This window comes from Bradyrhizobium tropiciagri (assembly GCF_001189845.1).
Lineage (GTDB): Bacteria > Pseudomonadota > Alphaproteobacteria > Rhizobiales > Xanthobacteraceae > Bradyrhizobium > Bradyrhizobium tropiciagri.
The window spans coordinates 1-25,371 of the sequence record NZ_LFLZ01000040.1 but is presented as its reverse complement, the minus strand read 5'-3'; the positions used below and the strand labels follow the sequence as shown (position 1 = coordinate 25,371).

At 65.0% G+C, this 25,371-nt stretch carries 24 protein-coding genes, 1 tRNA gene and 1 pseudogene; 12 read left to right on the top strand and 14 right to left on the bottom strand.

The window, feature by feature from the left end:
* Window positions 1-88 precede the first annotated feature (88 nt).
* Both recG and AKN84_RS27330 read left to right on the top strand, forming a co-directional pair.
* Window positions 89-2,197 carry an ATP-dependent DNA helicase RecG gene (gene recG / locus AKN84_RS27335; protein ID WP_050423657.1) on the top strand — a complete coding sequence of 703 codons (2,109 nt, stop codon included), beginning with the start codon at window positions 89-91 and terminating at the stop codon, window positions 2,195-2,197.
* Between the two features lie 153 nt (window positions 2,198-2,350).
* Complete coding sequence (locus AKN84_RS27330) at window positions 2,351-2,638, top strand: GIY-YIG nuclease family protein (protein ID WP_050423656.1); 288 nt, start codon at window positions 2,351-2,353, stop codon at window positions 2,636-2,638.
* A 121-nt stretch (window positions 2,639-2,759) separates the two neighbouring features.
* Here AKN84_RS27330 and AKN84_RS27325 read toward each other — a convergent pair whose 3' ends face one another.
* The 6 genes from AKN84_RS27325 to AKN84_RS27305 all read right to left on the bottom strand — a co-directional run bounded on the left by AKN84_RS27325 (window position 2,760) and on the right by AKN84_RS27305 (window position 7,182).
* Window positions 2,760-3,161 carry a rhodanese-like domain-containing protein gene (locus AKN84_RS27325; protein ID WP_050423655.1) on the bottom strand — a complete coding sequence of 134 codons (402 nt, stop codon included), beginning with the start codon at window positions 3,159-3,161 and terminating at the stop codon, window positions 2,760-2,762.
* Entirely contained in the window at window positions 3,161-3,934 is a 774-nt protein-coding gene (locus AKN84_RS27320; RefSeq protein ID WP_050423699.1) for a DUF502 domain-containing protein, read from the bottom strand. The genes AKN84_RS27325 and AKN84_RS27320 overlap by 1 nt, the downstream gene beginning before the upstream one ends.
* A gap of 95 nt (window positions 3,935-4,029) precedes the next feature.
* Window positions 4,030-5,856 carry a glutamine--fructose-6-phosphate transaminase (isomerizing) gene (gene glmS / locus AKN84_RS27315; RefSeq protein WP_050423654.1) on the bottom strand — a complete coding sequence of 609 codons (1,827 nt, stop codon included), beginning with the start codon at window positions 5,854-5,856 and terminating at the stop codon, window positions 4,030-4,032.
* 175 nt (window positions 5,857-6,031) lie between these two features.
* Complete coding sequence (locus AKN84_RS27310; RefSeq protein WP_050423653.1) at window positions 6,032-6,694, bottom strand: hypothetical protein; 663 nt, start codon at window positions 6,692-6,694, stop codon at window positions 6,032-6,034.
* A 36-nt stretch (window positions 6,695-6,730) separates the two neighbouring features.
* Complete coding sequence (locus AKN84_RS47480) at window positions 6,731-6,907, bottom strand: hypothetical protein (RefSeq protein ID WP_157863341.1); 177 nt, start codon at window positions 6,905-6,907, stop codon at window positions 6,731-6,733.
* Window positions 6,904-7,182: a hypothetical protein gene (locus tag AKN84_RS27305; protein ID WP_050423652.1), complete on the bottom strand. Its 279-nt coding sequence runs from the start codon at window positions 7,180-7,182 to the stop codon at window positions 6,904-6,906. Before AKN84_RS27305 ends, AKN84_RS47480 begins: the two co-directional genes overlap by 4 nt.
* 116 nt (window positions 7,183-7,298) lie before the next feature.
* Here AKN84_RS27305 and AKN84_RS27300 point away from each other — a divergent pair, with 116 nt between their 5' ends.
* On the top strand, window positions 7,299-8,516 hold the full coding sequence (locus tag AKN84_RS27300; RefSeq protein ID WP_050423698.1) for a GGDEF domain-containing protein: 1,218 nt from the start codon (window positions 7,299-7,301) through the stop codon (window positions 8,514-8,516).
* Between the two features lie 102 nt (window positions 8,517-8,618).
* Here AKN84_RS27300 and AKN84_RS27295 read toward each other — a convergent pair whose 3' ends face one another.
* Window positions 8,619-9,413, bottom strand: a complete 795-nt coding sequence (locus AKN84_RS27295; RefSeq protein WP_050423651.1) for an adenylate/guanylate cyclase domain-containing protein — start codon at window positions 9,411-9,413, stop codon at window positions 8,619-8,621.
* Window positions 9,414-9,500: 87 nt separating this feature from the next.
* The gene (locus AKN84_RS27290; protein ID WP_050423650.1) at window positions 9,501-10,550 is read right to left on the bottom strand and encodes a carbon-nitrogen hydrolase family protein; all 1,050 of its coding nucleotides are present in this window, start codon (window positions 10,548-10,550) and stop codon (window positions 9,501-9,503) included.
* 160 nt (window positions 10,551-10,710) lie between these two features.
* On the opposite strand from AKN84_RS27290, the gene AKN84_RS27285 reads away from it, so the two are divergent.
* The 3 genes and pseudogenes from AKN84_RS27285 (at window position 10,711) to AKN84_RS50460 (ending at window position 13,636) form a co-directional block, all read left to right on the top strand.
* The gene (locus AKN84_RS27285) at window positions 10,711-11,661 is read left to right on the top strand and encodes a LysR family transcriptional regulator (protein WP_050423697.1); all 951 of its coding nucleotides are present in this window, start codon (window positions 10,711-10,713) and stop codon (window positions 11,659-11,661) included.
* A gap of 77 nt (window positions 11,662-11,738) precedes the next feature.
* Complete coding sequence (locus tag AKN84_RS27280; RefSeq protein ID WP_050423649.1) at window positions 11,739-12,041, top strand: DUF485 domain-containing protein; 303 nt, start codon at window positions 11,739-11,741, stop codon at window positions 12,039-12,041.
* 14 nt (window positions 12,042-12,055) lie between these two features.
* Window positions 12,056-13,636 (top strand): annotated as a pseudogene (locus AKN84_RS50460) (solute symporter family protein).
* A 313-nt stretch (window positions 13,637-13,949) separates the two neighbouring features.
* Here AKN84_RS50460 and glmU read toward each other — a convergent pair.
* Complete coding sequence (gene glmU, locus AKN84_RS27270) at window positions 13,950-15,308, bottom strand: bifunctional UDP-N-acetylglucosamine diphosphorylase/glucosamine-1-phosphate N-acetyltransferase GlmU (protein ID WP_050423648.1); 1,359 nt, start codon at window positions 15,306-15,308, stop codon at window positions 13,950-13,952.
* A gap of 184 nt (window positions 15,309-15,492) precedes the next feature.
* Between glmU and AKN84_RS27265 the strand changes: the two genes are divergently transcribed.
* Both AKN84_RS27265 and AKN84_RS27260 read left to right on the top strand, forming a co-directional pair.
* Window positions 15,493-16,860: a hypothetical protein gene (locus AKN84_RS27265; RefSeq protein ID WP_050423647.1), complete on the top strand. Its 1,368-nt coding sequence runs from the start codon at window positions 15,493-15,495 to the stop codon at window positions 16,858-16,860.
* A gap of 96 nt (window positions 16,861-16,956) precedes the next feature.
* Window positions 16,957-17,337 (top strand): hypothetical protein, encoded by a 381-nt coding sequence (locus AKN84_RS27260; protein WP_021081300.1) that lies wholly within the window; start codon window positions 16,957-16,959, stop codon window positions 17,335-17,337.
* Here AKN84_RS27260 and AKN84_RS27255 read toward each other — a convergent pair.
* A complete protein-coding gene (locus tag AKN84_RS27255; RefSeq protein ID WP_050423646.1) occupies window positions 17,297-18,925 on the bottom strand; it encodes a glycoside hydrolase family 17 protein in 1,629 nt (542 codons plus the stop codon). The two genes, AKN84_RS27260 and AKN84_RS27255, sit on opposite strands and share 41 nt — an antisense overlap.
* Before the next feature lie 245 nt (window positions 18,926-19,170).
* Between AKN84_RS27255 and AKN84_RS27250 the strand changes: the two genes are divergently transcribed.
* The 3 genes from AKN84_RS27250 to AKN84_RS27240 all read left to right on the top strand — a co-directional run bounded on the left by AKN84_RS27250 (window position 19,171) and on the right by AKN84_RS27240 (window position 23,057).
* Window positions 19,171-19,782 carry a hypothetical protein gene (locus AKN84_RS27250; protein ID WP_050423645.1) on the top strand — a complete coding sequence of 204 codons (612 nt, stop codon included), beginning with the start codon at window positions 19,171-19,173 and terminating at the stop codon, window positions 19,780-19,782.
* A 193-nt stretch (window positions 19,783-19,975) separates the two neighbouring features.
* Window positions 19,976-22,804 (top strand): glycosyltransferase, encoded by a 2,829-nt coding sequence (locus tag AKN84_RS27245; protein ID WP_050423644.1) that lies wholly within the window; start codon window positions 19,976-19,978, stop codon window positions 22,802-22,804.
* A gap of 177 nt (window positions 22,805-22,981) precedes the next feature.
* Window positions 22,982-23,057 (top strand) — tRNA-Lys (locus AKN84_RS27240).
* A 46-nt stretch (window positions 23,058-23,103) separates the two neighbouring features.
* On the opposite strand, the gene AKN84_RS46080 is transcribed toward AKN84_RS27240, so the two are convergent.
* Window positions 23,104-23,286: a hypothetical protein gene (locus AKN84_RS46080; RefSeq protein ID WP_128971206.1), complete on the bottom strand. Its 183-nt coding sequence runs from the start codon at window positions 23,284-23,286 to the stop codon at window positions 23,104-23,106.
* Between the two features lie 198 nt (window positions 23,287-23,484).
* Between AKN84_RS46080 and AKN84_RS46075 the strand changes: the two genes are divergently transcribed.
* Window positions 23,485-23,940 carry a hypothetical protein gene (locus tag AKN84_RS46075; RefSeq protein WP_128971205.1) on the top strand — a complete coding sequence of 152 codons (456 nt, stop codon included), beginning with the start codon at window positions 23,485-23,487 and terminating at the stop codon, window positions 23,938-23,940.
* Between the two features lie 86 nt (window positions 23,941-24,026).
* Here AKN84_RS46075 and AKN84_RS27235 read toward each other — a convergent pair whose 3' ends face one another.
* The 3 genes from AKN84_RS27235 to AKN84_RS27225 form a co-directional block, all read right to left on the bottom strand.
* Window positions 24,027-24,266 carry a hypothetical protein gene (locus AKN84_RS27235; protein ID WP_050423643.1) on the bottom strand — a complete coding sequence of 80 codons (240 nt, stop codon included), beginning with the start codon at window positions 24,264-24,266 and terminating at the stop codon, window positions 24,027-24,029.
* Window positions 24,267-24,501: 235 nt separating this feature from the next.
* Complete coding sequence (locus AKN84_RS46070; protein ID WP_128971204.1) at window positions 24,502-24,747, bottom strand: hypothetical protein; 246 nt, start codon at window positions 24,745-24,747, stop codon at window positions 24,502-24,504.
* A gap of 377 nt (window positions 24,748-25,124) precedes the next feature.
* Window positions 25,125-25,371 (bottom strand): hypothetical protein (locus AKN84_RS27225; RefSeq protein WP_210168520.1); only part of this gene is annotated, 247 nt, incomplete at its 5' end.

Here is a 25,371-nt window from a genome sequence, read left to right as displayed (position 1 = left end):
AGCGATGGCGGAGGCCGATGTCAGCCCTCATTCGCCGCCTTTTGGGGTTTCCTTGCGCGCATGCCGTGAGTCGTGTGTAAAGGCACCGATGCGCCCAGCCCTGCTCAATCCGCTGTTTGCCCAGGTCACGACGCTTTCGGGCGTCGGCCCGAAGCAGGACAAGCTGTTGCGCTACCTGCTCGACCGCAGCGAGACGCCGCGGCTCGTCGATCTGCTGCTGCATTTGCCGGCGAGCGTGATCGATCGCCGCGCGCGGCCGAAGATTCGCGATGCCGCGGTCGGAACCATGGTGACACTGGAGGTCACCGTCGACCGTCATCGCCCGCCGCCGCCGCGCAATTCGCGCGCGCCCTACCTCGTCTATGCCAGCGACGACACCGGCGACGTGGTGCTGACCTTCTTCCGCGCCCAGCCCGGCTATGTCGAGAAGCTGCTGCCAGTCGGCGAGAAGCGCTACGTCTCCGGTACGCTGGCGATGTATGACGGCATCTCGCAGATCGTGCATCCCGACCGCGTCGTCGACGAGGCCGGCTTTGCCAAGCTCTCCGGCATCGACCCAGTCTATCCGCTGACCGAGGGGCTGGCGATCGGCTCGCTCCGCCGCGCCATCGCCCAGGCGCTGACCAAGCTGCCGGATCTGCCGGAGTGGATCAGCCCCGAGGTGCTGCGCCGCTGCAACTTCCCGCCGATCCGGGAGGCGCTGACCCGCGTCCACGTTCCGGTCGAGCTGACCGACATCCTGCCCGATGGACCGTTCTGGTCGCGGCTTGCGTTCGACGAATTGCTCGCGGGCCAGCTCGCGCTTGCGCTGGTCCGCGCCACGCTGCGCCGTCCCGCCGGCGTCCGCAATGCCGGCGACGGCCATCTGCGCAACCGGATCATCGATGCGCTGCCCTATGCGCTGACCAAATCGCAGCAGAAGGCCGTCGCGGCAATCATCGCGGACCTGCAACAACCCGTACGCATGCTGCGCCTCGTGCAGGGCGATGTCGGCTCCGGCAAAACCGTGGTGGCGCTGCTGGCGGCGGCCGCCGTCGCCGAGGCCGGCAAGCAGGCCGCGCTGATGGCGCCGACCGAAATCCTGGCGCGCCAGCACATCAAGACCATCGCGCCGCTCGCCGAGAGCGCCGGCATGCGCGTTGCGATCCTCACCGGCCGCGAGAAGGGCAAGGAGCGCCGCGAACTGCTGGCACAGCTCGAGGCCGGCGAGATCGACCTTTTGGTCGGCACGCATGCGCTGATCCAGGACGACGTGATCTACAAGGCGCTGGCGCTCGCCGTGGTCGACGAGCAGCACCGCTTCGGCGTGCGCGAGCGCCTCGCGCTGACCTCCAAGGGCGAGGCCGTCGACGTGCTAGTGCTGAGCGCCACGCCAATCCCGCGCACGCTGGTGCTGACTTACTTTGGCGACATGGACGTCTCCGAGTTGCGCGAAAAACCCGCCGGCCGCCAGCCGATCGACACCCGCGCGGTGCCGATGAGCCGCATCGAGGACGTCATGGACGGCGTCGGCCGCGCGCTCGGCGCCGGCAAGCTGGTGTACTGGATCTGCCCACTGGTCGATGAATCCGAAGCCGAAGGCACCGAGCACCTCACCAACGCCACCGAGCGTTTCGAGAGCTTGCAGCAGCGGTTCGGCGATCGCGTCGGCCTCGTGCACGGTCAGATGAAGGGTGCCGAGAAGGATCGCGTGATGGCGCAGTTCGCCGCGCACGAGATCGGGCTCCTGGTCGCAACGACCGTCGTCGAGGTCGGCGTCGACGTGCCGGCGGCGACCATTATGGTGATCGAGAACGCCGAACGCTTTGGCCTCGCGCAACTGCATCAATTGCGCGGCCGCATCGGCCGCGGCTCGGAGGCTTCGACCTGCCTGTTGCTCTACAGGGAGCCGCTCGGCGAGATGTCTAAGGCGCGGCTCAAGGTGATCCGCGAGACCACGGACGGCTTCCGGATCGCCGAGGAAGACCTGAAGCTGCGCGGCGAAGGCGACGTGCTCGGCATCCGCCAGAGCGGCCTGCCCGGCTACCGCATCGCCCGCTCCGAGGTGCACGGCCAGCTCATCACGCAGGCCCGCGACGAGGCGCTGCGGATCATGAAGGACAATCCGAAGCTGAAAGGCGAGCGCGGCGAAGCACTGCGCGTCCTACTCTACCTCTACGAACGCGACGAAGCCGTGCCGCTGATCGGCGCGGGATAGCTGGTTTCGCCCTTCGTTGCAGCGGCGAGCTGCTTCCTCATCGTCATTGCGAGCGCAGCGAAGCAATCCATGGTTCAACCCGGGGACAGATGGATTGCTTCGTCGCTATCGCTCCTCGCAATGACGGTATAGGGTACAGCTGGGGAGAACGCTGTGAAGCAACCGTGCGTTTACATTGTTGCCAACAAGCGTCACGGCACCATTTACACGGGCGTTACCGCCAATCCGCCGAAGCGTTCGTTTGAACATCGCGAGGGCTTGGTGAAGGGCTTCTCGGCGAAGTACGGCTGCAAGTTGCTGGTGTGGTACGAATTGCACGAAACGATGTACGACGCGATCACACGGGAAAAGCAGATCAAGTCCGGCAGCCGGGCAAAGAAGATCGCTCTCATCGAGGCGCTGAACCCGGATTGGAACGACCTTTACGACACGCTGATCTGATAGTTTGATCATCGGCCCCTCCCCACCGTCATTGCGAGCGCAGCGAAGCAATCCATGGCTCCGCAAATGCGGAACGATGGATTGCTTCGTCGCTTCGCTTCTCGCAATGACGGGGAGAGGATTACGATGAGCTACCGGCAGTCTCGTCGCCGGACCCCGCAACACGCACCAGCTCGTGTCCCGCGGCCTGCCAGCCGCGGCAACCGCCCTGGATCACTGAGACATTCTCGAAGCCGATGTCGCGCAACGCCTGCCCGGCGCGCTTGGCCTTGCCGCCACCGCCGCAGGTCAGGATGATCGGCTGCGCGCGATCGCCGAGTGCGGAATCTGAAGCCGCGACGGCCGCGATCTCCTCGTGGCTGATATTGCGCGCGCCCGCGATGGTGCCGCGCTCGCGCAACTGCCAGGGCTCGCCGACATCGATCAGCGTCACGCCGCCTTGCTCCAGCTCGCGGCTGGCTTCGTCGGGCGAGAGCAACCGCGCGCCCTCGCCCGATGGCTCGCGCGTCTCGCCGGAACTCATCAGCCCTCGACCTTGGCCGGCGCCGCCGGCTGCAACGAGGCCTGGTTGGCGATCCGCGCGGCATTGGCCATGCCGGCAAGCGCCGCGGCGCGCTTCTGGTCGTTGGTGCCGGGCTGCACCACGCCGGCCGACATGATCAGCGTCGCGGCATCCTCGGTGCTCATCTCGATCTCGATGATCTTGCTCTTCGGCACGTAGAAGAAGAAGCCGGTGGTCGGGTTCGGGGCGCACGGCAGGAACACCGAGATATGCTCCTCCTCTCCCGGGAAGCTCGCGGCCAGCTCGGCGCTCGGCGCCTGCGAGATCAGCACGATCGACCACATCCCGGGCGAGGGAAACTCGACCAGGCCGACGCGGCGGAAGCTCGAGCCGTTGCCTGAGAACAGCGTCTCGAACACCTGCTTCAGGCCGCGATAGATCGCGCGCACCGCAGGGATCCGCCCGAGCAGCCGCTCGCCGAGATCGACCAGCGTGCGCCCGATCAGGTTGGCAGTGAGGAAGCCGAGCAGCGTGAGCGCGATGACCGCGACGATCAGGCCGGAACCGGGCAGCCCGAACGGCAGGTAGGTCTCCGGCCGGTAGGCGGTGGGCACGAACGGTCGGACCAGGTTGTCGACCCAGTTCACGAACCACCAGGTCAGGTACAGGGTGATCGCAACCGGCCCGGCGACCACCAGGCCGGTCAGGAAATAGTTCCGGAAACGCGCCATCAGCCCGCGGGGGGCATCCGGGGGCAAATCACCCGTGACGGGAGGCACTTGGTTGGAAGTCATTGCGGTTCCAAGGTCGTCGAAGCGGCCGTAGTCCACCACCCAGCTAAGCCATTCTGTCGCATTTTTGAAGAGCCGCGTGACGGCCCGGCTTGCGACTATTCGACCGTGACCGATTTGGCCAGATTCCGGGGCTGATCGACGTCGGTGCCCATCACCACGGCGGTATGATAGGCGAGCAGCTGCACCGGAACGGCATAGACCATCGGCGCGAAGGTCGCCCCCATGTCCGGCATCACGATCGTCACCAGCGACTGGATGGTCGCCTCCGCGGCGCCCTTGGCGTCGGTCATCAGGATGATCTTGCCGCCGCGGGCGGCGACCTCCTGCATGTTGGAGACGGTCTTCTCGAACACCTTGTCATAGGGCGCGATCACCACGACCGGCATGTGCTCGTCGATCAGCGCGATCGGCCCGTGCTTGAGCTCGCCAGCGGCGTAGCCCTCGGCATGGATGTAGGAGATCTCCTTCAGCTTCAGCGCGCCTTCCAGCGCCAGCGGATAGCTGGTGCCGCGGCCGAGATAGAGCACGTCGCGCGACTTCGAGATCTCGCGCGCCAGCTTCTCGATCTGCGGCTCGGTGGTCAGCGCTTCCGACATCAGCCGCGGAATCTCGACCAGGCTGTGCACCAGCCTGGCCTCGTCGGCATCGGACAGCTCGCCGCGTGCCTTGCCGGCGGCAACCGCGAGCGAGGCCAGCACCATCAGCTGGCAAGTGAACGCCTTGGTCGAAGCGACGCCGATCTCGGGACCGGCAAGCGTTTGCAACACCGTCTCGCTCTCGCGCGCGATCGTCGAGGTCGGCACGTTGACGACCGACAGCGTGTGCGCGCCCTGTGCCTTGGCGTAGCGCAGCGCCGCCAGCGTGTCGGCGGTCTCGCCCGACTGCGAGATGAAGATCGCAAGGTCGCCCTTGCGCAGCGGCGCTTCGCGGTAGCGGAACTCGGAGGCGACATCGAGCTCGACCGGCAACCGTGCCAGCCGCTCGATCCAGTATTTGGCGACGAAGCCGGCATAGCTCGCGGTGCCGCAGGCGGTGATCGAAACGCGCTGGATGGCGTTGAAGTCGAACGGCAGCTTGACCGGCATGGTGACGCGCTCGGCCGCCAGGTCGACGTAGCAGGCGAGCGTGTGCCCGACCACTTCCGGCTGCTCGTGGATCTCCTTCGCCATGAAGTGGCGATAATTCGCCTTGTCGACCAGCGCGGTCGCCGTCGTGTGCTTGATCGCCTCGCGATGGACGATGGCGTTGTCCTTGTCGAAGATGGTGGCGCCCTTGCGGTTCAGCACCACCCAGTCGCCGTCCTCGAGATAGCTGATCGTGTCGGTGAACGGTCCGAGCGCGATCGCGTCGGAGCCGAGATACATCTCACCGTCGCCATGGCCGACCGCAAGCGGCGGGCCGTTGCGGGCGCCGATCATCAGATCGTCCTCGCCGGCGAAGATGAAGCCGAGTGCGAACGCGCCGCGCAGTTCCGATAGCACCGCCCTCACCGCCTCGACCGGCTTGACACCGCCCTTGAGCAGATTGTCGACCAGATGCACCACGACCTCGGTGTCGGTCTCGGTCGAGAACGCCGCACCCTTGGCTTCGAGGTGCTCGCGCAGCTCGCGGAAATTCTCGATGATGCCGTTATGCACCACGGCGACGCGTTCCGTTGAGTGCGGATGCGCGTTGTTCTCGGTCGGCCGGCCGTGCGTGGCCCAGCGGGTGTGGCCGATGCCGGTGTGGCCGCCGAGCGGCTTGGCCTCCAGCCGGGCCTCGAGATTCCTCAGCTTGCCCTCGGCGCGACGCCGCGCCACCACGCCGTTCTCGAGCGTAGCGACCCCTGCGGAATCATAGCCGCGATATTCGAGCCGCTTGAGCGAATCCACCAGTTGCTCCGCGACCGGAGCGCGTCCAAGAATGCCGACGATGCCGCACATGCGGTTCAATGTCCCCAAAAATCGCCGAAAATTTGCCAAAGCGGCGACACGGTCCCTTAACGGGAATCGCCGGCCGCAAGATACTCAATAATTATTGCCGATTGCGACAGTCTTAAACGGCAAGGTTGATGCGAAAGGCTGGTTAATCGGGGCTAACCAATTTGGCAAGAGTGCGTCAGCGAGCCCCCGCCGGCACAGGCCACGGTTTCGCCTCCCAGATCGTGGTCCATTCCCGACCCGTGCCACACGCAGGCGCGCTGACCTCGACGCGAACCACGATAAGGCTTTCGCGATTGGTCACGCCCAGCCGATAGACGTGCCGCAGATGTGAGCTGGGACATTCGTCCGATGAGGTTTCGGCCTGCAACAAGCCTGCGTCATCCTTCCACGTGATGAAACCCGGGGTGTCCGTCGTGCCGAACCCCTGCTCCGCGATGTAGGGGAACTCCAGTGGTTTTGGTCTGCTGACGTCGGAAAGATCGAACGCTTGATGCGATCCCGTCACGGTAAAGCGACAGAACATCAGCACGAGACGGCGGCCGGCCACTTTCATGAAGCGAACCGGTAGCTTTTCGATGTCATCCTTGTACTTGCAGCCAGATTGTTCGGCCGCAAGCGCAAGCGGTCTTGGCACCATGGCCGGATCGGAGATCTCAAAATCCGTACGCCCATTGGCAAGGTTGGCCCACTCTCGAAGCGCCTCGCGGCGCGCGTCAGCGCTTGAACTTTCATCGCCGCGCGCAGCCGACACGATCGTCACGTTGCCCGCCAGAAGGCATGCGAACAGCGTGAAGATGGTGCGCGACCCAAGGCTCTGACGAAACGCTTTCCTTGTCACTCAGACCTCCGATTCTGCTGCTCAGGCCGCGGCGAGCTATCCGTGAGTCTTGCTGTAGACGAACAGGAAGACAGCGCCCCAAAATAACATTCCGCTGATGATCGACACGATGTTGTACGGCCGCAGGCCGACGAGGCCCCACAGCCCGCGACCGGTCCTTGTGAAGATGGTTTCGACCAGAGCTTGGAGCACATCAAGGATCAGGTCGTTCACGGTTCCCAACCCCGACCACGCACCCAGACGTCGCGGCACGTCACCAGCATGCCGTGCAGTCCGTTCTTGAGGAAAAACAGATAGAGCGCGAACAGCAGCACGAAGCCGAGCCGATCGTCGGCATAGGAAATAAACTCGGGTTGGTCGTGCGTCTTCCGCGACAGCACCGCCAGCTGTCCGGTTTCGGCCCATTGGTAGAGCCGTGCGGCGCTGAAATACGTCACCAGGCTGCAAAAGATTCCGGTCAGCACCGTCGCAGCATGTTTGCGCATCATGTGTTTTGCACCACCGCCGCCTAAGAGCGATGAAACTGCCGACGGCAAACGCCGCCGAGTGCGTCAACGCAGCATTAACGCCTTTCGGCGAGGGTGCCGCCGCCGGAGGTAGCCCGATGCACACTGCGCATGATCGCGAGGCCCGTCGCCTCGATACGCTTGCGGAACTCGACATTCTCGATACGCCGCGCGAACAGGCGTTTGACCGGCTAACCTCGCTTTGCCGCAAGATGTTCCGCGTGCCGATGTCGACGCTGACCTTCATCGACGGCCACCGGCAATGGTTCAAGGCCTCCGACGGGCTTGACCTGCGCGAAACCGACCGGCGGCCGGCGCCGTGCAATGTGACCATCACGCTGGACGAGCCGCTGGTCGTTACCGACATGCTGCGCGACGCCCGCTTCGCGGACAACATGTTCGTCCGCGGGGCACCGTTCGTCCGCTTCTATGCCGGCGCACAGCTCAAGCTGTCCGGCGTCGTGATCGGAAGCCTGTGCGCTATCGACACGCGCCCTCGCGATGATTTTGGCGCCGAGGCGACCAGCATGCTGGTCGATCTCGCCGAGATCGCGGTCGACGAATTGAAGCTGCGGAACCTGTCCATGCAGGACGCCCTCACCGGTTGCTCCTCGCGGCGTGCCTTCCGCGGTGAAGGCGAACGGCTGACCGCGCTGGCGACACGCCATATCAGCCCGCTCTCCTGCGCGGTGCTCGATGTCGATCACTTCAAACAGGTCAACGACACCTACGGCCATGCGGTCGGCGACATGGTGCTGGCGGCAGTGGCGGAGGCCGCGCGCGGCGCGCTGCGCGGCTCCGATTTGATCGGCCGGCTCGGCGGCGAAGAGTTCGGCATCCTGCTGCCGCACACCAAGCTCGACCAGGCGATGGGCGTGCTCGAGAAGGTGCGCGCTGCCGTTGCGGCGACACGGATCGAGACGCCGGCCGGCACGGTCAGCGTGACCTGCAGCCTCGGCGGCGCCGTGCTCTCGCCGGGCAATTGCTTCGACGACGTGCTGCGCAACGCCGACCTTGCGATGTATGGCGCCAAGCAGGCCGGCCGCAATCAGGCGCTGGCCTGGGTCGACCGGGCGCCGTCGATTGCGCCGACCGCGCGGCGCGTGTTCAAGGCCGGCACGATCAGCTTCAACGCCGGCCATTCCACGATCGACTGCACGGTGCGCGGCCTGTCGCGCGACACCGCGACGATCGAGGTGCTGTCCACCTCGGGGATTCCCGATCAGTTCAAGCTCACGATCGCCGCCGACGCGCTGTCGCGCGCCTGCAAGATCACCGCCAAGGCCGACAACCGGATCGAGGTCGCCTTCACCTGAGCGTAATCTCCAGCGTCATTCCCCGGTGCGCATTTGCGCACCTGGGGGCTCGCGCCAACAGGCGCGCCCCGGAATGACGAGAGCACGCGTCGCTCCGGCGCCCTAATGTTCGACCCGGTACAGCCGCCAGCGCTCCGGCACGCCCTTGAGCTGATGTGCGCCGCGGTCCTTGAAGCGGATTTCGGACTCCAGCATCAGGTCCTTGACCGCGCTCGAGACCAGCACCTCGCCGGCCCGCGCCTTCGCCGCGACGCGCGCGCCGATGTGAAACGCGAGACCGATGACCTCCGCCCCGCTCACCTTGTACTCCCCCGCGTGCAGCCCAATCCTGATCTCAAGCCCCAGCGTGCGCACGGCCTCGCGGATCGCGGTCGCGCAACGGATCCCGGCCGCCGGCTTGCCGAATGTCGCCAGCACGCCATCCCCGGTCGTCACCACTTCCTTGCCGCGCAGGGCCTTCAGCTCCCTGCGGACGGCGGCATAATAGTGGTTCATCACCGTCGCCCAGCGCGAATCGCCGAGCCGGGCGGCTTTCTCGGTGGATCGAACGATATCGACGAACAGGATCGTGGCGAGCGCCTGCTTGAGCTCCGAGCCTCGATCGGCGGTTCGGCGCCGGTTCGCGATATTTCCTGTCAGCGGTTCATAGCGATGGCTGCGCCGCCGTGCGACGGCCGCCTTGGTGTAATCCTGGGCACGCTGCACCGTACGGCAGCGAATGGTCTTTTCCTGCGGAGGGAACGTCCAGTAGACCTTTCGCCCGCTTCCGGCACCCTGGACCTCCACGGCGCCCCACTTCAGGAACACCGTCGAGCCAGTCCGCCGAATGCACCATGCCTTCGACGTGTATCCGGAGACGTTCGACTGATGGACTCCGATGCGAAGGAATTTGGGCATGAGCGTCCGGCCGAGAGCGCTTGGGGTCCTACCTCCGGTAAAGCGTAGTCAGACATGCGCGCGTTGGCAACAGGACTGGATCGAGGGCTAACCGATCCTCTGCCCGTTCGATCCGGCGTCGGCATCGACGGACAGGATCGCCTGCGCTTCCGCTCCTGGCTGTTGTTCATCGCGAAATCGTGCCGGGGTCAGCCGGCTGCGGTCGACCGTCACGCCAAAAATGTCGAAGCGGTTGTAGTAACCGACCACGTCGTGAAACTGTTTCGGCTCGACGCAACGATCGAGATCGATCTCGGCGTAGGCGATCCCCTCCTGATCCTGCAATTCATCGCCAAACACGACCCCCGTCGGATCGACGAAGAAGCTCGCCGCACGTGGCGTACGGTCGATCACGTCGGCGATGGCTCTGTCGCGTTCGATGAGGAAGGCGCGCATCGGCTCATCCATGTAGCCGGCGGTGACGATCCCGAACACCTTGGCTTCGAAGCAGTGGGCGCTGGCCCGGATGCGATTGGCGGCGACGTTGTCGAAATTGCCGCCGCCGGCCGGGCGTCGGGTCGGCCACATCGGCGGCCAGCTCGAGATGTGCACCTGTTCGCCCTGCGCCATCAGCGCGAAGCGGGCCAATGGATTGGTGTTCTCGCCGCAGATCAACCCGCCGATGCGGCCCTGCGGTGTCTGTGCGACCAAAAGGCCCGCTCCATCCCCCGATGACCACACCAGCTTCTCGTAGAATGTCGGAACCAGCTTGCGGTGATGGACCAGAATTTCGCCCGTCTCGCCGATCAACAGGTTCGAATTCCACAGCCCCCCAACGCTGACGGCCGAGCGCTCGCTGATGCCGATCGAGAAGGTGACGCCGAGGGCGCGCGCCTCGGCGCAAAGCCGCGCCACTTCCGGCCCGTCCACCAGCACGGATTGCTCGGCCATGCGCACGAACAGGTCGTGATTGTCGATCGGAGGCCACAGCGCCGCCCAGACCGGAAAGGCGGGAATATAGGTTTCCGGAAACGCGATCAGCTCGGCGCCGGCCCTGGCCGCCTCGCGCATGATGGAGATCGCCTTCTCGGTGGTCGCCTGACTGTCGAGGAACACCGGCGAGGCGTGGACGGCAGCAGCCTTGAAGCGCGGAAGCATATGAAAAATCCCGGCTAGGATTGGGGGAGCGAAGCGGTATCATCCTTGCCTCGCCGGCATGCATGGGAATTGTCGCAAGGTCGGTTGCGAAGGATCGGAGCCGCCGCGCGTTGGAACGGGAATTGCTTTGCTGACGACGGCCGCAATCCGGAGGCAGGTCATGTTCGATACGATCAACTGGGACGATCTGCGGGTATTCCTCTGTGCCGCGCGCGCCGGGAATCTGAGCCAAACAGCAAAGCGGCTGCGGCTGGACCACTCCACCGTCAGCCGGCGCATCGCGCAGATGGAAGCCTCGCTCGGGATCGCGGTGTTCGAACGCCACCGCACCGGGCTCAAGCTCAACGAAGTTGGCGAGCGGCTGTTGCGTCACGCCGAGCGGGTCGAAAGCGCTGTGATCGCCATTCGCGAGGAGGCCAGCGCCAGCGACACCCAGGAGCTCGCCGGGACCGTGCGCCTCGCGACCATGGAGGGGATCGCCTCGCTCTATCTGGCGCAGCGGTTTGCCAAACTGCGGCGCACGGCGCCGCGACTCTCCGTCGAACTCGTCACGTCAGCCCAGACGGTCTATGTCCATAAGCGTGAAGCTGATCTGTTCGTGTCCTTCTTCCGGCCACCCGGGCCGGGCCTGATCTCGGAGCGTATCGGCAAGTTTCGGCTCGGCCTATTCGCGAGCCAGGACTATCTCGACAATCACGGCGTGCCCAAAACCCTGCGCGACCTCGGGGATCATTGGTTCGTGTCCTATATAGAGGACTTGCTCCAGGTCGATTCGGTGCGCTGGCTCGCCGACGTCATCGAGGAGCCGAAGATCGCCTTCCACTCCAACAGCATGATCGCGCAGATGAACGCCGCGGCGGGCGGCCTCGGCATCGTGATGCTGCCGAGTTTTGCCACCAGGGAGCGGCCCGACCTGATCCCGGTGCTGCCCGCCCTCGCCGGCACCGTTCGCGAGGTCTGGCTCAACGTCCACAGCGACCTGCAATTTGCCCCGCGCATCCGCGCCGTCCGCGCCTTTCTGAAAAATACCCTGAAGCAGGACCCCGACATGCAGGTCACCCTGGCCGATGCCGTGCCGCAGCCGCGCACAGCAGATTGCAAAAATCCATAATTCCCTTCCGTCGGGGCCCGGCTGAAGCTCGTCCGATTGGCGCAAGGCAAAGCGCGCTTAAGTCTTAAGGGGCCGATATGGACAGGGTTATTCCCGGCAATGCCGGTCTGGCGCCGAACGGCGTCGCATTGGCCAGGAAGCTGGCCAAGACGCGGCTGACCGTCGCGCTCGTTCTCAGCGTTACAATGATCGTGATCTATTTCGGTTTCATGGCGCTATTCGCGTTCGACAAGCCGCTGCTCGGCACCATCCTGATGCCGGGCCTGTCGCTTTGCATCGTGCTCGGTCCGCTCGTCATCATCTCCTCGTTCGTGCTCTGCCTGGTCTATGTGCTGTGGGCGAACCGGGTGCTCGATGCCGGCATCCGCGACCTTCGCTAACGGGGCAGGCAAAGATGGGCAGCAGCACGCTTTCGATCGGGTTCTTCTTCGCCTTCATGGCGTTGACGCTGGGGATCACCTATTGGGCCGCGCGGCGCACGCGCACCACCGAGCATTTCTTTGCCGCCGGCGGCCAGGTCACGCCGTGGCAGAACGGCTGGGCGCTTGCGGGGGATTTCCTGAGCGCCGCCGCCCTGCTCGGCATCGCGGGGATCGTCACCTCGAACGGCTTCGACGGCATGATCTATTCGATCGGGTGGCTGGTCGGCTGGCCGATCATCCTGTTCCTGATCGTCGAACCGCTGCGTAACGTCGGCCGTTTCACCTTCGCCGACGTCGTGGCCTATCGCCTGCGCCAGCGCCCAGTGCGCGTCGCCGGCGCCGTCGGAACGCTGGCCGTGATCCTGTTCTACCTGATCGCCCAGATGGTCGCGACGGGATCGCTGATCAAGCTGCTGTTCGGCCTGCCCTACACCTGGTCGGTCGTCGTGGTCGGCAGCGTGATGCTGGTCTACGTCCTGTTCGGCGGCATGCTGGCGACGACCTGGGTGCAGGTGGTGAAGGCTGCGCTGCTGATGGGCGGCGGCATCCTGCTCGCCTTCCTGGTGTTGACCCATTTCGACATGAACCCGCTGAAGCTGTTCGCCGCGGCGTCCGAGAAATACGGCACCAAGGTGCTGCAGCCGGGATCGAAGGTGGTCTCGGGCCAATGGGATGCCATCTCGCTCGGGCTCGGCCTGATGTTCGGGACCGCCGCGATGCCGCACGTGCTGATGCGGGCCTATACGGTGAAGGATGCCAAGGCGCGCGGCTGTCGATCCTCTATGCCACCGGCTGATCGGCGTGTTTCATCTCATGGTCTTCATCATCGGCTTTGGCGCCATGGTCCTGGTCGGCGCCGACGCGGTGGCCAAGGCCGGCGGTGGCGGCAACATGGCCGCGCCCCTGCTCGCGCTCACCGTCGGCGGCAACGCGTTCTTCGGCTTCATCTGCGCGGTCGCGTTCGCGACCATGCTCGCCGTCGTCGCAGGGCTGACGCTGTCGGGCGTCGCCACGCTTTGTCACGACGTCTGGACCAATGTGATCCGGAGCGGCGCCGCTTCCGAGGCCGAGCAGCTCAAGGTCGCGCGCGTCGCAACCGTCGTGATTTCCATGTTCGCCATCATGCTTGGCATTGCCTTCGAAGGCCAGAACGTCGCCTTCATGGCGGGCCTCGCGTTCTCGATCGCCTGCGCCGCGAACTTCCCCTCGCTCGTGCTCTCGATCACCTGGCGCCGCTTCACGCGCCCGCGGCGGTGGCGAGCATCCTCGTCGGCACGCTGAGCTCGCTGGTGCTGATCTATCTGTCGCCCACCATCCAGGTCGACATTCTCGGCAAGCCGCTGGCCGCGATCGAGCACCAATGGTGGTTCGTGTCGCTGCGCAATCCGGCGATCATCAGCATGCCGCTCTCCTTTGCGGTCGCGATCCTGCTGTCGCTGGTCACCCGGGAGAAGAACGCAAATCTCGCCTTCGACGAGATGCAGCGGCGCATCCTGCTCGGACCGGTCCAGCCGACCACCAGCGAGTCCGCCCGGGCGAAGAGCGCGGCCTGAACCGCGGCGTACAGGGCGACTGCCCTAACGCAAGGCTCGGAGAATGTGTCGCGAGAATGCGGGCGTATGACTCACGAGCCGCGCCATACCCTCAGTGTCGTCCTGGCGAAAGCCAGGACCCATTACCCCAAATCTCAATTGTTGCGCGACGCTGGGGCCACGATCCCGCTCATCACCAAATGCGGTGGTTATGGGTCCTGGCTTTCGCCAGGACGACGATTGGAGAGATCGCGGGCTCACACCCATCGCCGTCATGTTGACGAGACCGCGAAGCGGCCGTCTCCAAGCACAGATTGGCCGGCTCGCTCTCGCGCTACTTCCCCTTCGCCGCCTTCTCTTTCATTTTCGCCGCGCGGTAGCGTGCGGCGCCGCCTTCGCGGATCGACTGCTCGCTGCGCTCGAGCGCCATGGCGTCGTCGGGGACGTCCTTGGTGATGACGGAGCCCGAGCCGATATAGGCGCCCTTGCCGATCGTGACCGGCGCCACCAGCGACGAATTGGTTCCGACGAAGGCGCCCTCGCCGATCAGCGTCTTGTGCTTGAGGAAGCCGTCATAGTTGCAGGTGATGGTGCCGGCGCCGAGGTTGGAATTGGCGCCGACATGGGCGTCGCCGACATAGGAGAGATGGTTGACCTTGACGCCGGCCTCGAGCACGGCGGCCTTGGTCTCGACGAAATTGCCGATCCGCGCGCCGTCGCCGAGCGAGGTGCCCGGCCGCAGCCGCGCATAGGGGCCGACCGACACCTTCTTGCCGACCTTCGCCTCGACGATGTGCGAGAAGGAATGGATCACGGCGCCGTCGTCGATCGAGACGCCCGGTCCGATCACCACGAAAGGCTCGATCGTGACGTCCTTGCCGAACTTGGTGTCGGCCGCGAGATGGACGGTGTCCGGCGCGATCAGGGTCACGCCGGCCTCGAGCGCCTGCTTGCGCAGCCGCGCCTGCATCACGGCCTCCGCCTCGGCGAGCTGCGCCTTGGTGTTGATGCCGCGCACTTCGTCTTCGCTGGTTTCGATCACGACCGCCTCCAGTCCCAATTCCCTGACGATGCCGACGGCATCGGTGAGGTAATATTCGCCCTTGGTGTTGGCATTGCCGATCTTCTCGATGATCGCGAGTGCCTTCCTGCCGTCGAACGCCATCACACCGGCATTGCACAGCGTGATCTTGCGCTCTTCGGGGCTGGCGTCGGCCTGCTCGCGGATCGCAACGAGCTTGCCGTTCTCGACCACCAGCCGGCCGTAGCCGGTCGGGTCGGCGGCCTTAAAGCCGAGCACCGCAAGCGTCGCACCGTCGCGCAGCGGCGCACGCAGGCGCGCAAAGGTCACGGCCGAGATCAGCGGCGTGTCGCCGAACGCGACCAGCAGGTCGTCGGTGCCGCGGGCGATCGCCTCGCGCGTCGCAAGCACCGCATGTGCCGTGCCGAGCCGCTCGCGCTGCACGAAGGTCTGCGCGTCGGGCCGCACCCGGCGGGCCTCGGCGGCGACCGCCTCGTGGTCGGGGCCGATCACGACCGCCAGTCGCGAGCCCTCGCCGGAGGCGGCGGCATTGAGCACATGCGCCAGCAGCGCCTGCCCGGCCACGGGGTGCAGCACTTTCGGCAGCGACGAGCGCATCCGCGTGCCTTCGCCGGCCGCAAGCACCACTGTCAGGCTCGTTCGCGCAGTCATTCGAAAATCCCCGATGTCTCGCGCAGCTCGCTGCGCAACGCCTCGTTCGAGGCCGTCTTTAATTGTTTTCCCCGGCAGAAGAAACCGTTTCGCCCTCACGGTCCTCCGGATTCAAGTTCCCGGTCCATTTCCTGTTAATCTTTGCCTCGTGATTCGGCGGGCCTTGAGGAGGGCCAAGCGGGCTTTGGCCAAAGATCGCGACAATCTGGCGGCGGATTTCGACACCGAGAGCACCTCCGGCTTTTTGGCCGAGGAGGATGTTTTCGATCGCCGCATGCTGTGGCGGCTCGGCTCGTGGGGCGTGGCTGCAGTCGGCGCCGTCGCAGTCGCCGTGATGGCCAACCAGTCGGCGCTGACAATGCGGCGCGACCTGGTCGCAGCATCAGATATCGCGCGCCAGGCTCAGCAATTGCAGACACTGGCCAAGGAAAGCCACAACGAGACGCGCCGGCTCGCTTCCGCGATCGATACGCTGAACGGCGACCGCGACCGGCTCTATTCGCGTATGACCACGCTGGAACAGGGGCTCGACTCCGTGACCGGCACGATCGCCAAGCAACCGGCAGCACTCGTGCCGGCGCCAGCACCATCGGCAGTCGCGCCCGGCACGCCGCCAGCCTCCGCCAGTTCGGCACCAGCCGTTGCCGCGGTCGCAACCGCGCCGCCGGCAGCATCGGACAAGCCGGTCGTGACCGACAAGGTGCCGGCATCCGCCGACAGCAAGGTCTCGGCACCGATCGAGAAACCGGTAGTTGCGGCCGAAAAGCCCGTGGTGGCCGACAAGAAGCCGGCACCCGCCATGACCAGGCAACAGGCTGCCGTTGAGAAGCCGTCGGCATCCGACAATCCGCTGCCGGCTTCACCCAACGCGCCATCCGTTGCCAGTCCGATGAGCGCCGCGGCCGCCGCAGCCAGTGCCGAGGATACGAAAACGGCCGCACCGGTAGCGGACAAGCCTGCCGAGAAGCCGCTGCTGGCATCGTTCGAACCCGCGACGAGCAAAGCAAGCGAAGCGGTCAAGCCGCCGACCGCCAACGACGTCAACGCCGCGCCGATCCCTCCGCTGGTGATCACGCCGGATCCGGACTCCGATGTTGAAGACGATGCGCCGAAGGCGCAGATCCACCGCACCGAGTTCGGCGTCGACCTCGGCACCGCGAATTCGGTCAATGGACTGCGCGCGCTGTGGCGCGGCCTGCTGAAGTCGAAGGCCAACGCGCCGCTGGCCGCGCTGCGGCCGATCATCGTCATCAAGGAAAACAGCAACGGGCTCGGCATGCAGCTGCGCCTGGTCGCCGGACCGCTGAACGACGCCGGCACCGCCGCCAGGATCTGCGCCAGTTTCAGCCTGGTGCAGCGGACCTGCGAGACGGCGATCTATGACGGCCAGCGGCTGGCCGTGAACGAGCCGCCCGCCGCAGCCAGGCCGGCGCAGCCGCACCGGCGGCTGGCGCCGAAGCGCACCACCATCGCTCCGCCACAACCGGCCGCCGCGGAAAAGAAGCCGGAGCCCGCGACGATCTCCTCGATGTTCCGGCGAAACAGCCAATAATCATGCCTGGCGAAGCGATTGCGGCCAGATTCTCAACCGATTTCGCTGCTCCAACCGAGCCTTGTCCCAGCCCCCGTTCCCGACCATAGTGCCACGATGACAAAACCTCCGTTCCGCCTCTCCCCCTATCAGGTCCAGTTCCTGATGGTCGTGGGCTTCGTCACCGTCGGTTACGCGCTCTACGTGCGCTATCTGGCCATCGAGTTCTCGCCCGTCGCGCTGGCCTGCGACGCCGGCACGCAGACCATGCTCTGCAAAGCACGCGCGCTCTCGACTGTGCTGTTCAAGAACTCGGTGTTCGGCATCACCGCGCTGGTGATTGCGCTGCTGAACCTGATGCGGCCCTCGATCGTGCTGCTCACCGGCGGGCTGATCGCCGCCGGGCTCGGGATCGTGCTCTACAACGTCGTGTTGTCCGGGCTTGCGATCGGGCTGTTTATCCTGGGTTTTGCGCGGCCCGCGCCCGCCACAGCGTAGCTGATAGCAAGAGGTACATCGCGCAGGTCCAGTCCGACTGCCAGTTGATCGTGCCCTCGTTGTAGATCGTGTAGAGGGCGGCGATCGCGAGCAGACCGGCGAACACGGATTCCGCGATGGGCCGGATGCCTTCCTTCGGGCGGTTGAGCATGGTCAGCAGGGCGAACGGCACCACGGCCATGGTCAGCGAGGCATACGGGAAGTCGCGATAACGCGGATCGAAGGCGAAGCCGAGCGCGGTCTCGGCGGCGATGACTGTGGTGACCGCCAGCACGATCGCCAGCAGCGCACCTATCGCGCCCTTGCCGCGATAGTCGCGCGGCCCGATCAGCTCCAGGAAGGTCGGCAGCGAGCGTCCGGCGATCAGCGCATGCGCGGTCAGCAACGGCGCGACGATCGCGGCCGCGAGCAGCACGCCCCAATGCAGAAAGCCGCTGATGCCGTAGCTCTCGTAGTAAATCTTGTCGCCGGCGATCCCGAGCAGCGTCCCCGCCGTGGTCGCCGAAATACCGACCGCGATCCAGGCTGACGGCCGCGGCGTCCACGGCCGGCGGCGCAGCGTCAGCCAGGCCACCAGGAAGGTCGCGACCGACAGCGCCATGCCGCCCGCCATCTGCAGCTTCCACTCTGGATAATTGGTGATCGCAACGCCCGGCGGGTACTTGACCTGCCGCTTGACCGAATCGAACAGGCCCCAATTGCCGCCGACGGTGCCCTCGAGCATGCGCTTCCAGGGCTGGTCATAGGCCTCGATCAGGTTGACGCGAAAACCCTCGCGCTTGGCGAGGTCGAGGATCTCCGACACCACCCGCGCCTGGTTGGTGCGCGACGGCAATGCGCCCTCCCGCATCCGCCCCTGGCTCGGCCAGCCGGTCTCGCCGATCAGGATCTCCTTGCCGGGGAACGTCACCGCCATCCGCTTGCGGATCTCGTCGACATGCGCGGCGGCGTACTTCGCCTTGACCGGGATGTCCTCCCAATACGGCAGGATGTGAATGGTGATGAAATCGACCGCGTCATAGATCTCGCGGTTCTTCACCCAGTATTCCCAGACGTCGGCATAGGTGACAGGGAGATTGCCTGCCGAAGCCTTCACCGCGCGGATGTTGCCGGCAAGATCGGCAGCCGTCATCTCGCCGCGCAGCAGCACCTCGTTGCCGACGATCAGCGAGGTGACCACGCCCGGATATTCCTTGGCGAGCCGCACCGCGATCGCGATCTGCTGCAGGTTCTTGAAACGGTTACTGCTAAGCCAGATGCCCTGCATCACCTTCAACCCGACCTTGGCCGCGACGCCGGGGACCTGGTCGAGCCCGTTCTCGATCGAATAGGTGCGCACGCAGTCGGTGACCTTGGCGAGATCGGCGAGGTCCTGCTCGATCTGCTCGACCGGAATCTGCGTGGTGGGGTCCAGCGGCGTTTGGGCGCCGCGGAACGGCGTGTAGGACACGCATTGCAACTTTGCGGCAGGATCGATCGGCGCGCGCGCGAGCGTAATCGGCGTGGCGAGCCACCACCACACAGAGGCAATCACGGCGAGCGAGATCAGGAGAAGCGCCAGCGGCGTACGAAGCGAAATCGGTTCCATCCTCCGGGGGACCGTCGAATTAGCCGGTCACAGCCCATCTGCCAAGTGTAGGATTAGGTCAATACCATGGTTGTCCTGCGACAGTTTTGCGCTGGATCGATAAAGTTGTGAGTTTGCTGGACAAAATACCAAATTCCGGTCATCTGACTCCGCCAGAGTCTCCGCCGCACTGGAGACCTATTTGGACGGCATCACGCGAGCCGTTAGGATGATCCCGCGGGGGCAGGAACATTATCGGGGAATACATGCGTCGACGGCTGCTTGAGTTGAAGAACACTGCTTTGCGTCACCTTGCCGTAACGGGCCTTGTCACAGGTCTTGCGCTCCTGACCGGAGCCGGCGGCGCGTTCGCCCAGAGCGGCACGCCGAATCCGCCGGACCAGGCCAAACAGCAGCCCGGACAGGCCGACGCCAATGCAAATGCCGCGCGGGAGGCCAACCAGCGCAAGGTCGAGGAGTTCGTCGAGGCCCAGCAGGCCATCAACGGCCCGGCCGGCAATCCGGAATGCGTCTGGCTCGGCCGCCGCGTGGTCCGCCTGATGTGGAACGACGACCTCGACACCGCCTTCCGCCATCTCGACCTCTACGACCGGTTCGGCTGCCCCGGCGGCCACGTCCAGGCCGCCTTCCGCTGCCTGACCCGGTTCGGCGCCCAGATCGACGACAAGGTGCGCGGCAGCCTCGACGGCCGCATCCACGCCTGCTGGATCAATCCGGGCGCCCAGCCCCAGGCCGCTGCGGCCGCCGCCGCACCCAACCCGGCTCCATCGACGGCCGGCAATGCCGCGCCCGCGCCGGCCGCGTCGCCGGCGCCTGCGCCGACCCCGTCGGCATCACCCGCGCCGGCTTCGAAATAAGCGCCCCGCCCGATCGGGTCCGGCCGCGATTTTTTTCGCGGCTGGAACGGCTTGCGCCCTTAAAACGCCATCGCGGCACACCAGTTGTTAAATCGGATGGCGGAGATATCTTTCGCTCCGTCGCCATGTTGGTCGAACCCAGGGGACGGGTTCGCTTAGTCCTCAATCTCAGGCCCCGTATGGTTTAACCGCGATGCGCGCCGTCGTCGCCGTCCTGTTGCTTGTCACCGCCGCTCACGCCGCCTTGTGGGGTCTCTTCCAGGAGAAGCAGGCAGCGCCCGATTTCCGTGGCACGCTGCCGAGCCTGTCCTACGCTCCGTTCGAGCCAGGCCACACCGTCGCAGACGTTGCGGCCGACACCGAGAAGGTGCGCACCGACCTGCGCAAGCTCTCCACCCTGACAAAGGCCGTGCGCCTCTATTCGTCGACCGAAGGCAACGAACTGGTGCCGCCGGTCGCCGCCGAGTTCGGCATGAAGGTCACGGTCGGCGCCTGGATCGACAAGGACGCCAACCGCAACAATCGCGAGCTCGAAGCCGCGATCAACCTTGCCAAGCGCAACAGCAACGTCATCGGCATCGTGGTCGGCAACGAAACCGTGTTCCGCAGCGAGCAGGTCCCGCTCGAAAACCTCGGCTCGGTTCCGGAGGTCGGGGTGCCGCCTGAGGAATCCGAACGGATCCTTCGCGAGGAGGCACAGCGCCTGCACGACGCGGAAACGCAGCCCGAGGACAAGCGCGGCGAAGCCGTCAAATGGGCGATTGCCGAAAGCAATGTGCACCGGCTGATCAAGGTGATCCAGCGCGTCAAGAAGTCAGTCAGCGTTCCCGTCACGACCGGTGAAATCTGGAACATCTGGCGCGACCATCCGCAACTTGCGAATTCGTCCGACTTCATCGCCGCGCACGTGCTGCCGTACTGGGAAAACTTCACCGACAAGCAGGCGGTGGATCAAGCCGTCGACCGCTACAATTTGTTGCGCGACTCCTTCCCCGGCAAGCGTATCCTGATCGCCGAATTCGGCTGGCCGAGCCAGGGCTACAATCTGCGCAGCGCCGTGCCCGGTCCGTTCCAGCAGGCGACCGTGCTGCGCAACTTCGTGACCCGCGCCGAAGCCATCGGCATGGACTACAACATCGTCGAAGCCATCGATCAGCCTTGGAAGTTCTTCGAAGGCGGCGTCGGTCCCTATTGGGGTATCCTCAACGCCGACCGCGAACCAAAATTCTCCTGGACCGGCCCGGTCACCGACCTGAACTACTGGAAGATCGCGCTGGTCGCAGTCCTGGTCGGCCTGTTCATGTCGCTGCCGATCCTGCGGCTGGACCAGCCGACCGTGATGCAGGCGCTGCTGCTGTCGGCCGCGGCCAACGGCGTCGGCGCCTGGGCTGCGACCGTATTTTCGTATTGGACCACGCACTATTTCGTCTGGGGCTCGGCCTTCGCGCTCAGCCTCGGCCTCGTGCTGCTGGTTCCGCTGGTCCTGATCGCGATGGCGCGGATCGAGGAGATCGCGGCGGTGGCGTTCGGCCGCGGCCCGCGCCGGCTGATCGCAAGGAGCGAGCCGCTGGCGCCCGCCACGATCGGCGAGGACATCAAATTCCCCAAGGTCTCGATCCACATCCCGGCCTATTTCGAACCGGTCGAGATGCTGAAGCAGACGCTCGATGCGGTGTCGCGGCTCGACTATCCGAATTTCGAGTGCGTCTGCATCATCAACAACACGCCCGATCCCGACTTCTGGCGGCCGATCCAGGATCATTGCCGGCAGCTCGGCGAGCGCTTCAAGTTCATCAACGCCGAGAAGGTGCAGGGCTTCAAGGCCGGCGCGCTGCGGATCGCGATGGAGCGGACCGCGGCGGACGCCGAGATCATCGGCATCATCGACGCCGACTATGTCGTGCATCCGGACTGGCTCAAGGATCTCGTGCCGGCCTTTGCCGATCCGCGCGTCGGCCTCGTGCAGGCGCCGCAGGAGCATCGCGACGGCGATCGCTCGCTGATGCACTACATCATGAACGGCGAATATGCAGGGTTCTTTGACATCGGCATGGTCCAGCGCAACGAGTTCAACGCCATCATCGTGCACGGCACGATGTGCCTGATCCGCCGCGCGGCGATGGACAAGGCCGGCGGCTGGTCCAGCGACACGATCTGCGAGGACACCGATCTCGGCCTCTCGATCCAGCAGCAGGGCTGGCTGACGCACTACACCAACGTGCGCTACGGCGAAGGCCTGCTGCCCGACACCTATGAGGCGTTCAAGAAGCAGCGCCACCGCTGGGCCTATGGCGGCTTCCAGATCGTCAAGAAGCACTGGCGGCGCTTCCTGCCCGGCGCCAGCCGCCTCACGCCCGATCAGCGCCGCGAATTCTCGCTCGGCTGGCTCAACTGGCTCGGGGCCGAAAGCCTCGGCGTCGTGGTCGCGATCCTCAATCTGGTCTGGGTCCCGATCGTCGCCTTCGCCGACATCGCGATCCCCGACAAGATCCTGACGCTGCCGATCATCGCCTCCTTCGCCGTCTCGCTGGTGCATTTCGTCGCACTCTACCGGCTGCGCGTGAACATTAAGGCCGGCCAGATGCTGGGCGCCATGATCGCGGCGATGAGCGTGCAGTGGACGGTGTCGCGCGCCGTGGCGCAGGGCCTGATCACCGAGCACCTCGCCTTCGCCCGCACCTCCAAGGGCGGCCTGTCGCGGATGTCGATCGAATTCCAGGCGTTCTGGGAAGCTGTGATCGGCGTGCTGCTCCTGATCGGCGCCATCGTGCTGGTCGTCACCAACGGCTACAAGCAGGTGCGGGAGATCTACATCTTCGCCGGCGTCCTGGTGCTGCAGAGTCTGCCGTTCCTGGCGGCGGTCTCGATCGCGATCCTTGAGAATTCGCGGATCAACGAGTTCGCATTCTGGCGCAACAGCGCGATCCGCACCGCGGAACTGATCGGGTTGCGCCCGGTCAGCCTGCCCTCGGTCACCGCCCCCTCGCAGCCGGTCGGCTCGGAAATCGGCCGCGACAACTGAGCTACTTCAAGAAACGGCCCTAAACACAGGCATCGGAACGGCAAATCCGCCCCAACGGTGCACAATTGACTGCCCCTCGGCTATTGACCCGATGGGCCCTGCCCCCTACACAGCGCGGGCTGGAGCATGATCCGGAGCGGTTTCACCGCTCGGTCCGGATCGGATGTTCAGGTGAGTGAGCGCGTAGCTCAGGCGGTAGAGCACGTGACTTTTAATCATGGGGTCGAGGGTTCGAGTCCCTCCGCGCTCACCAAACAAATTCCGACAGCTTACGCCAAACCACCCGGTCGCTGGCCAGATCAACGAACCGGCGGGTTGTAGCGATCCCAGATGACGGTTCGCGAGCCACTCTGCGTGGATCGCGAGATGGCGTCGTCGAACTTGTGATAGTGGTCGAACTGCTGCTGCTCATCGCGCAGCTGCGGCGCCTGGGCAGGCGAGTAAGGACTATTCGTACCGTTCCACTGATCAGATCCCGACACGACACCACCCCATCCTGGTTCAGATGCAGGCTGGTTAGCATCGTTGCGCTTGTATCACTGTATCGTTGCCGCAACAGCGCCGGCAATCCGCGCAAATATGCGCACACGGATTGTTTCCGTGGTTCTCCGTGCGTGAACAGTGCGCCAACCTTGGATTTCCGTGACGATCCTGCAAAATGCGGTGCCAGGAGCCAGCACATGAAACTTGCCAGGGCCGTCGCAGTCTGGCTCGCGCCTTGCGTACTTGCCGCAACGGCCAATGCCCAAAACTGCTTCACCGGCCCCATCAAAACGAAGGACGGCACGTTGCAGACGTGGACCGTCGTCAATCGCTGCGGCGCTCCGGTAACGCTGCGCTATTCGCTGACAGGTCCCCTGGGCAAGGAGCCAAAAAGCGCAATCGTCTCCGCCTGCAGCAGGCAGCGGATTGTGCAGACCTTCGCGACAGATCAGGTCGATTTTCTGGACACGGCCTATGATCCCGGCTGGGAGAAGATTTGTCCGTCATTGGACGATGAGGTTCGCCCCAGGACACGACCGGCAAAATCAACCAACGAATCAGATCAGATCCCTTTTCCATCCATCAGCCCGCCGCCCCTGGCCGGTCCCAAGCCAATAGGCCCTGCGGGAGGGAAACCGATTCCCAAGGGATAGCCTGAGAGCTGCGGAATCAATCGGGCTGGCTTCAGCGCCGCGTCCAGCGCAGCGGCCAGATCAGCGTCGATCGAAGTTCACGTTGTTCACGATGACAACGGCAGTTCGCCCTGCCCGCCCGTCCAGTCGATGATATCGACCTGGAGCCCTCGCTTCAGCATCTCTGACTCGAGACTGCCGGCGTGCCGCTTCCACTCGGGCGTCGAGCGGACGCGGAATTTTGGCTCCTCGCCGCTGGCCTCGAATTCATCGTCGGCCTTGAGCGCGCCGCGGATGGCTTCGTACATCATCTTCAGGCTGGCGTCGGTGAAGGCGCCGTAGTCCATCGGTCGTCTCCCTCAGCACTCTCGGAACGCAAAAGGCCGCCACGGAGCACCTCGTGACGGCCTTCTGCATAGCGGCCCATCCAGACGGCCCAACATCAGCGTTGCGTGAGTCGGGTTAATGAACCGTTGTCGCGCGACGGCGCGTGCCTTCGCGGAGCTCGCCGGCAATGCCGACAAAAAAGGCCTCGCCGAAGCGAGGCCCCCTTTGATAGAGCGAGATGCGTCCGGCCACTCGCTAGTCGTCGTCCCAGTCACGACCACGGATGACGACGCCACGGTCGCGGTAGTAATCGCGATGATGGTACCAGCCGTGGTGCCAGCCGCGATCGTACTCCCGGTATACGCGCGGGCCGTCATCTCGATAGCCGTAATAGCCGGGGCTGCTGCCGATATACACGCCCACTCCCTGCGCGCTGGCAATGGTGGGTGCCGCTATCGAAAGCGCCGCCGCTGCGGCAAGAGCGTAAGTAAGCTTCGTCATGACATCCTCCTTTCCAGTACCGGTGCTAACGGCTGACGTCCGCGCATGTTGCAGGAACACGTTCGGAACTTTCGTGAACGCCTGTTCAACATCATGGCGAGTACGACGGGGCCGATCCCCGGATGGCGACCGATAGAACATTCCGTGGTCGCGTGTTTCCCACTTCAATCGCAAACCACGCTACCAGCCCGGAACCGAGACTGGTTCCATCCAGTTCGCGGTTTTCAGATTTGCCGGTCGGGGCCGTGACGTGACGCGGCCCTTTTATTTGGCCGCGTGTCAAAGCGCGGGAGTTCTTCTTTGACACCCTGAGGCGATGTGAGGTGTCGGTAGCCGAGCATGCCTTGATCGACGTCAGCCGCAGGGGCCGTCGCGGCTCACAGCCTCAGGCATCGAAACAATTGGGCGAGCGCCGTGTTGGCGGATTGCGCACGCCGTTCGAGCATTTCGGCCGCGGTAGCGTAGTTGCGGGCCAGGATCTGGAGCGCACGTCGAGCGTCCGGCAGTGTCGACTGCTTGGCCATCTCCAGGCACTGGTGCTCGAAGTATCGAAGCTCCTCAAGTTCGGTCATTGCGATTCGTCCGATTCCGTTCAGCATTTTCGAACTCACTGCGCCAACGGCC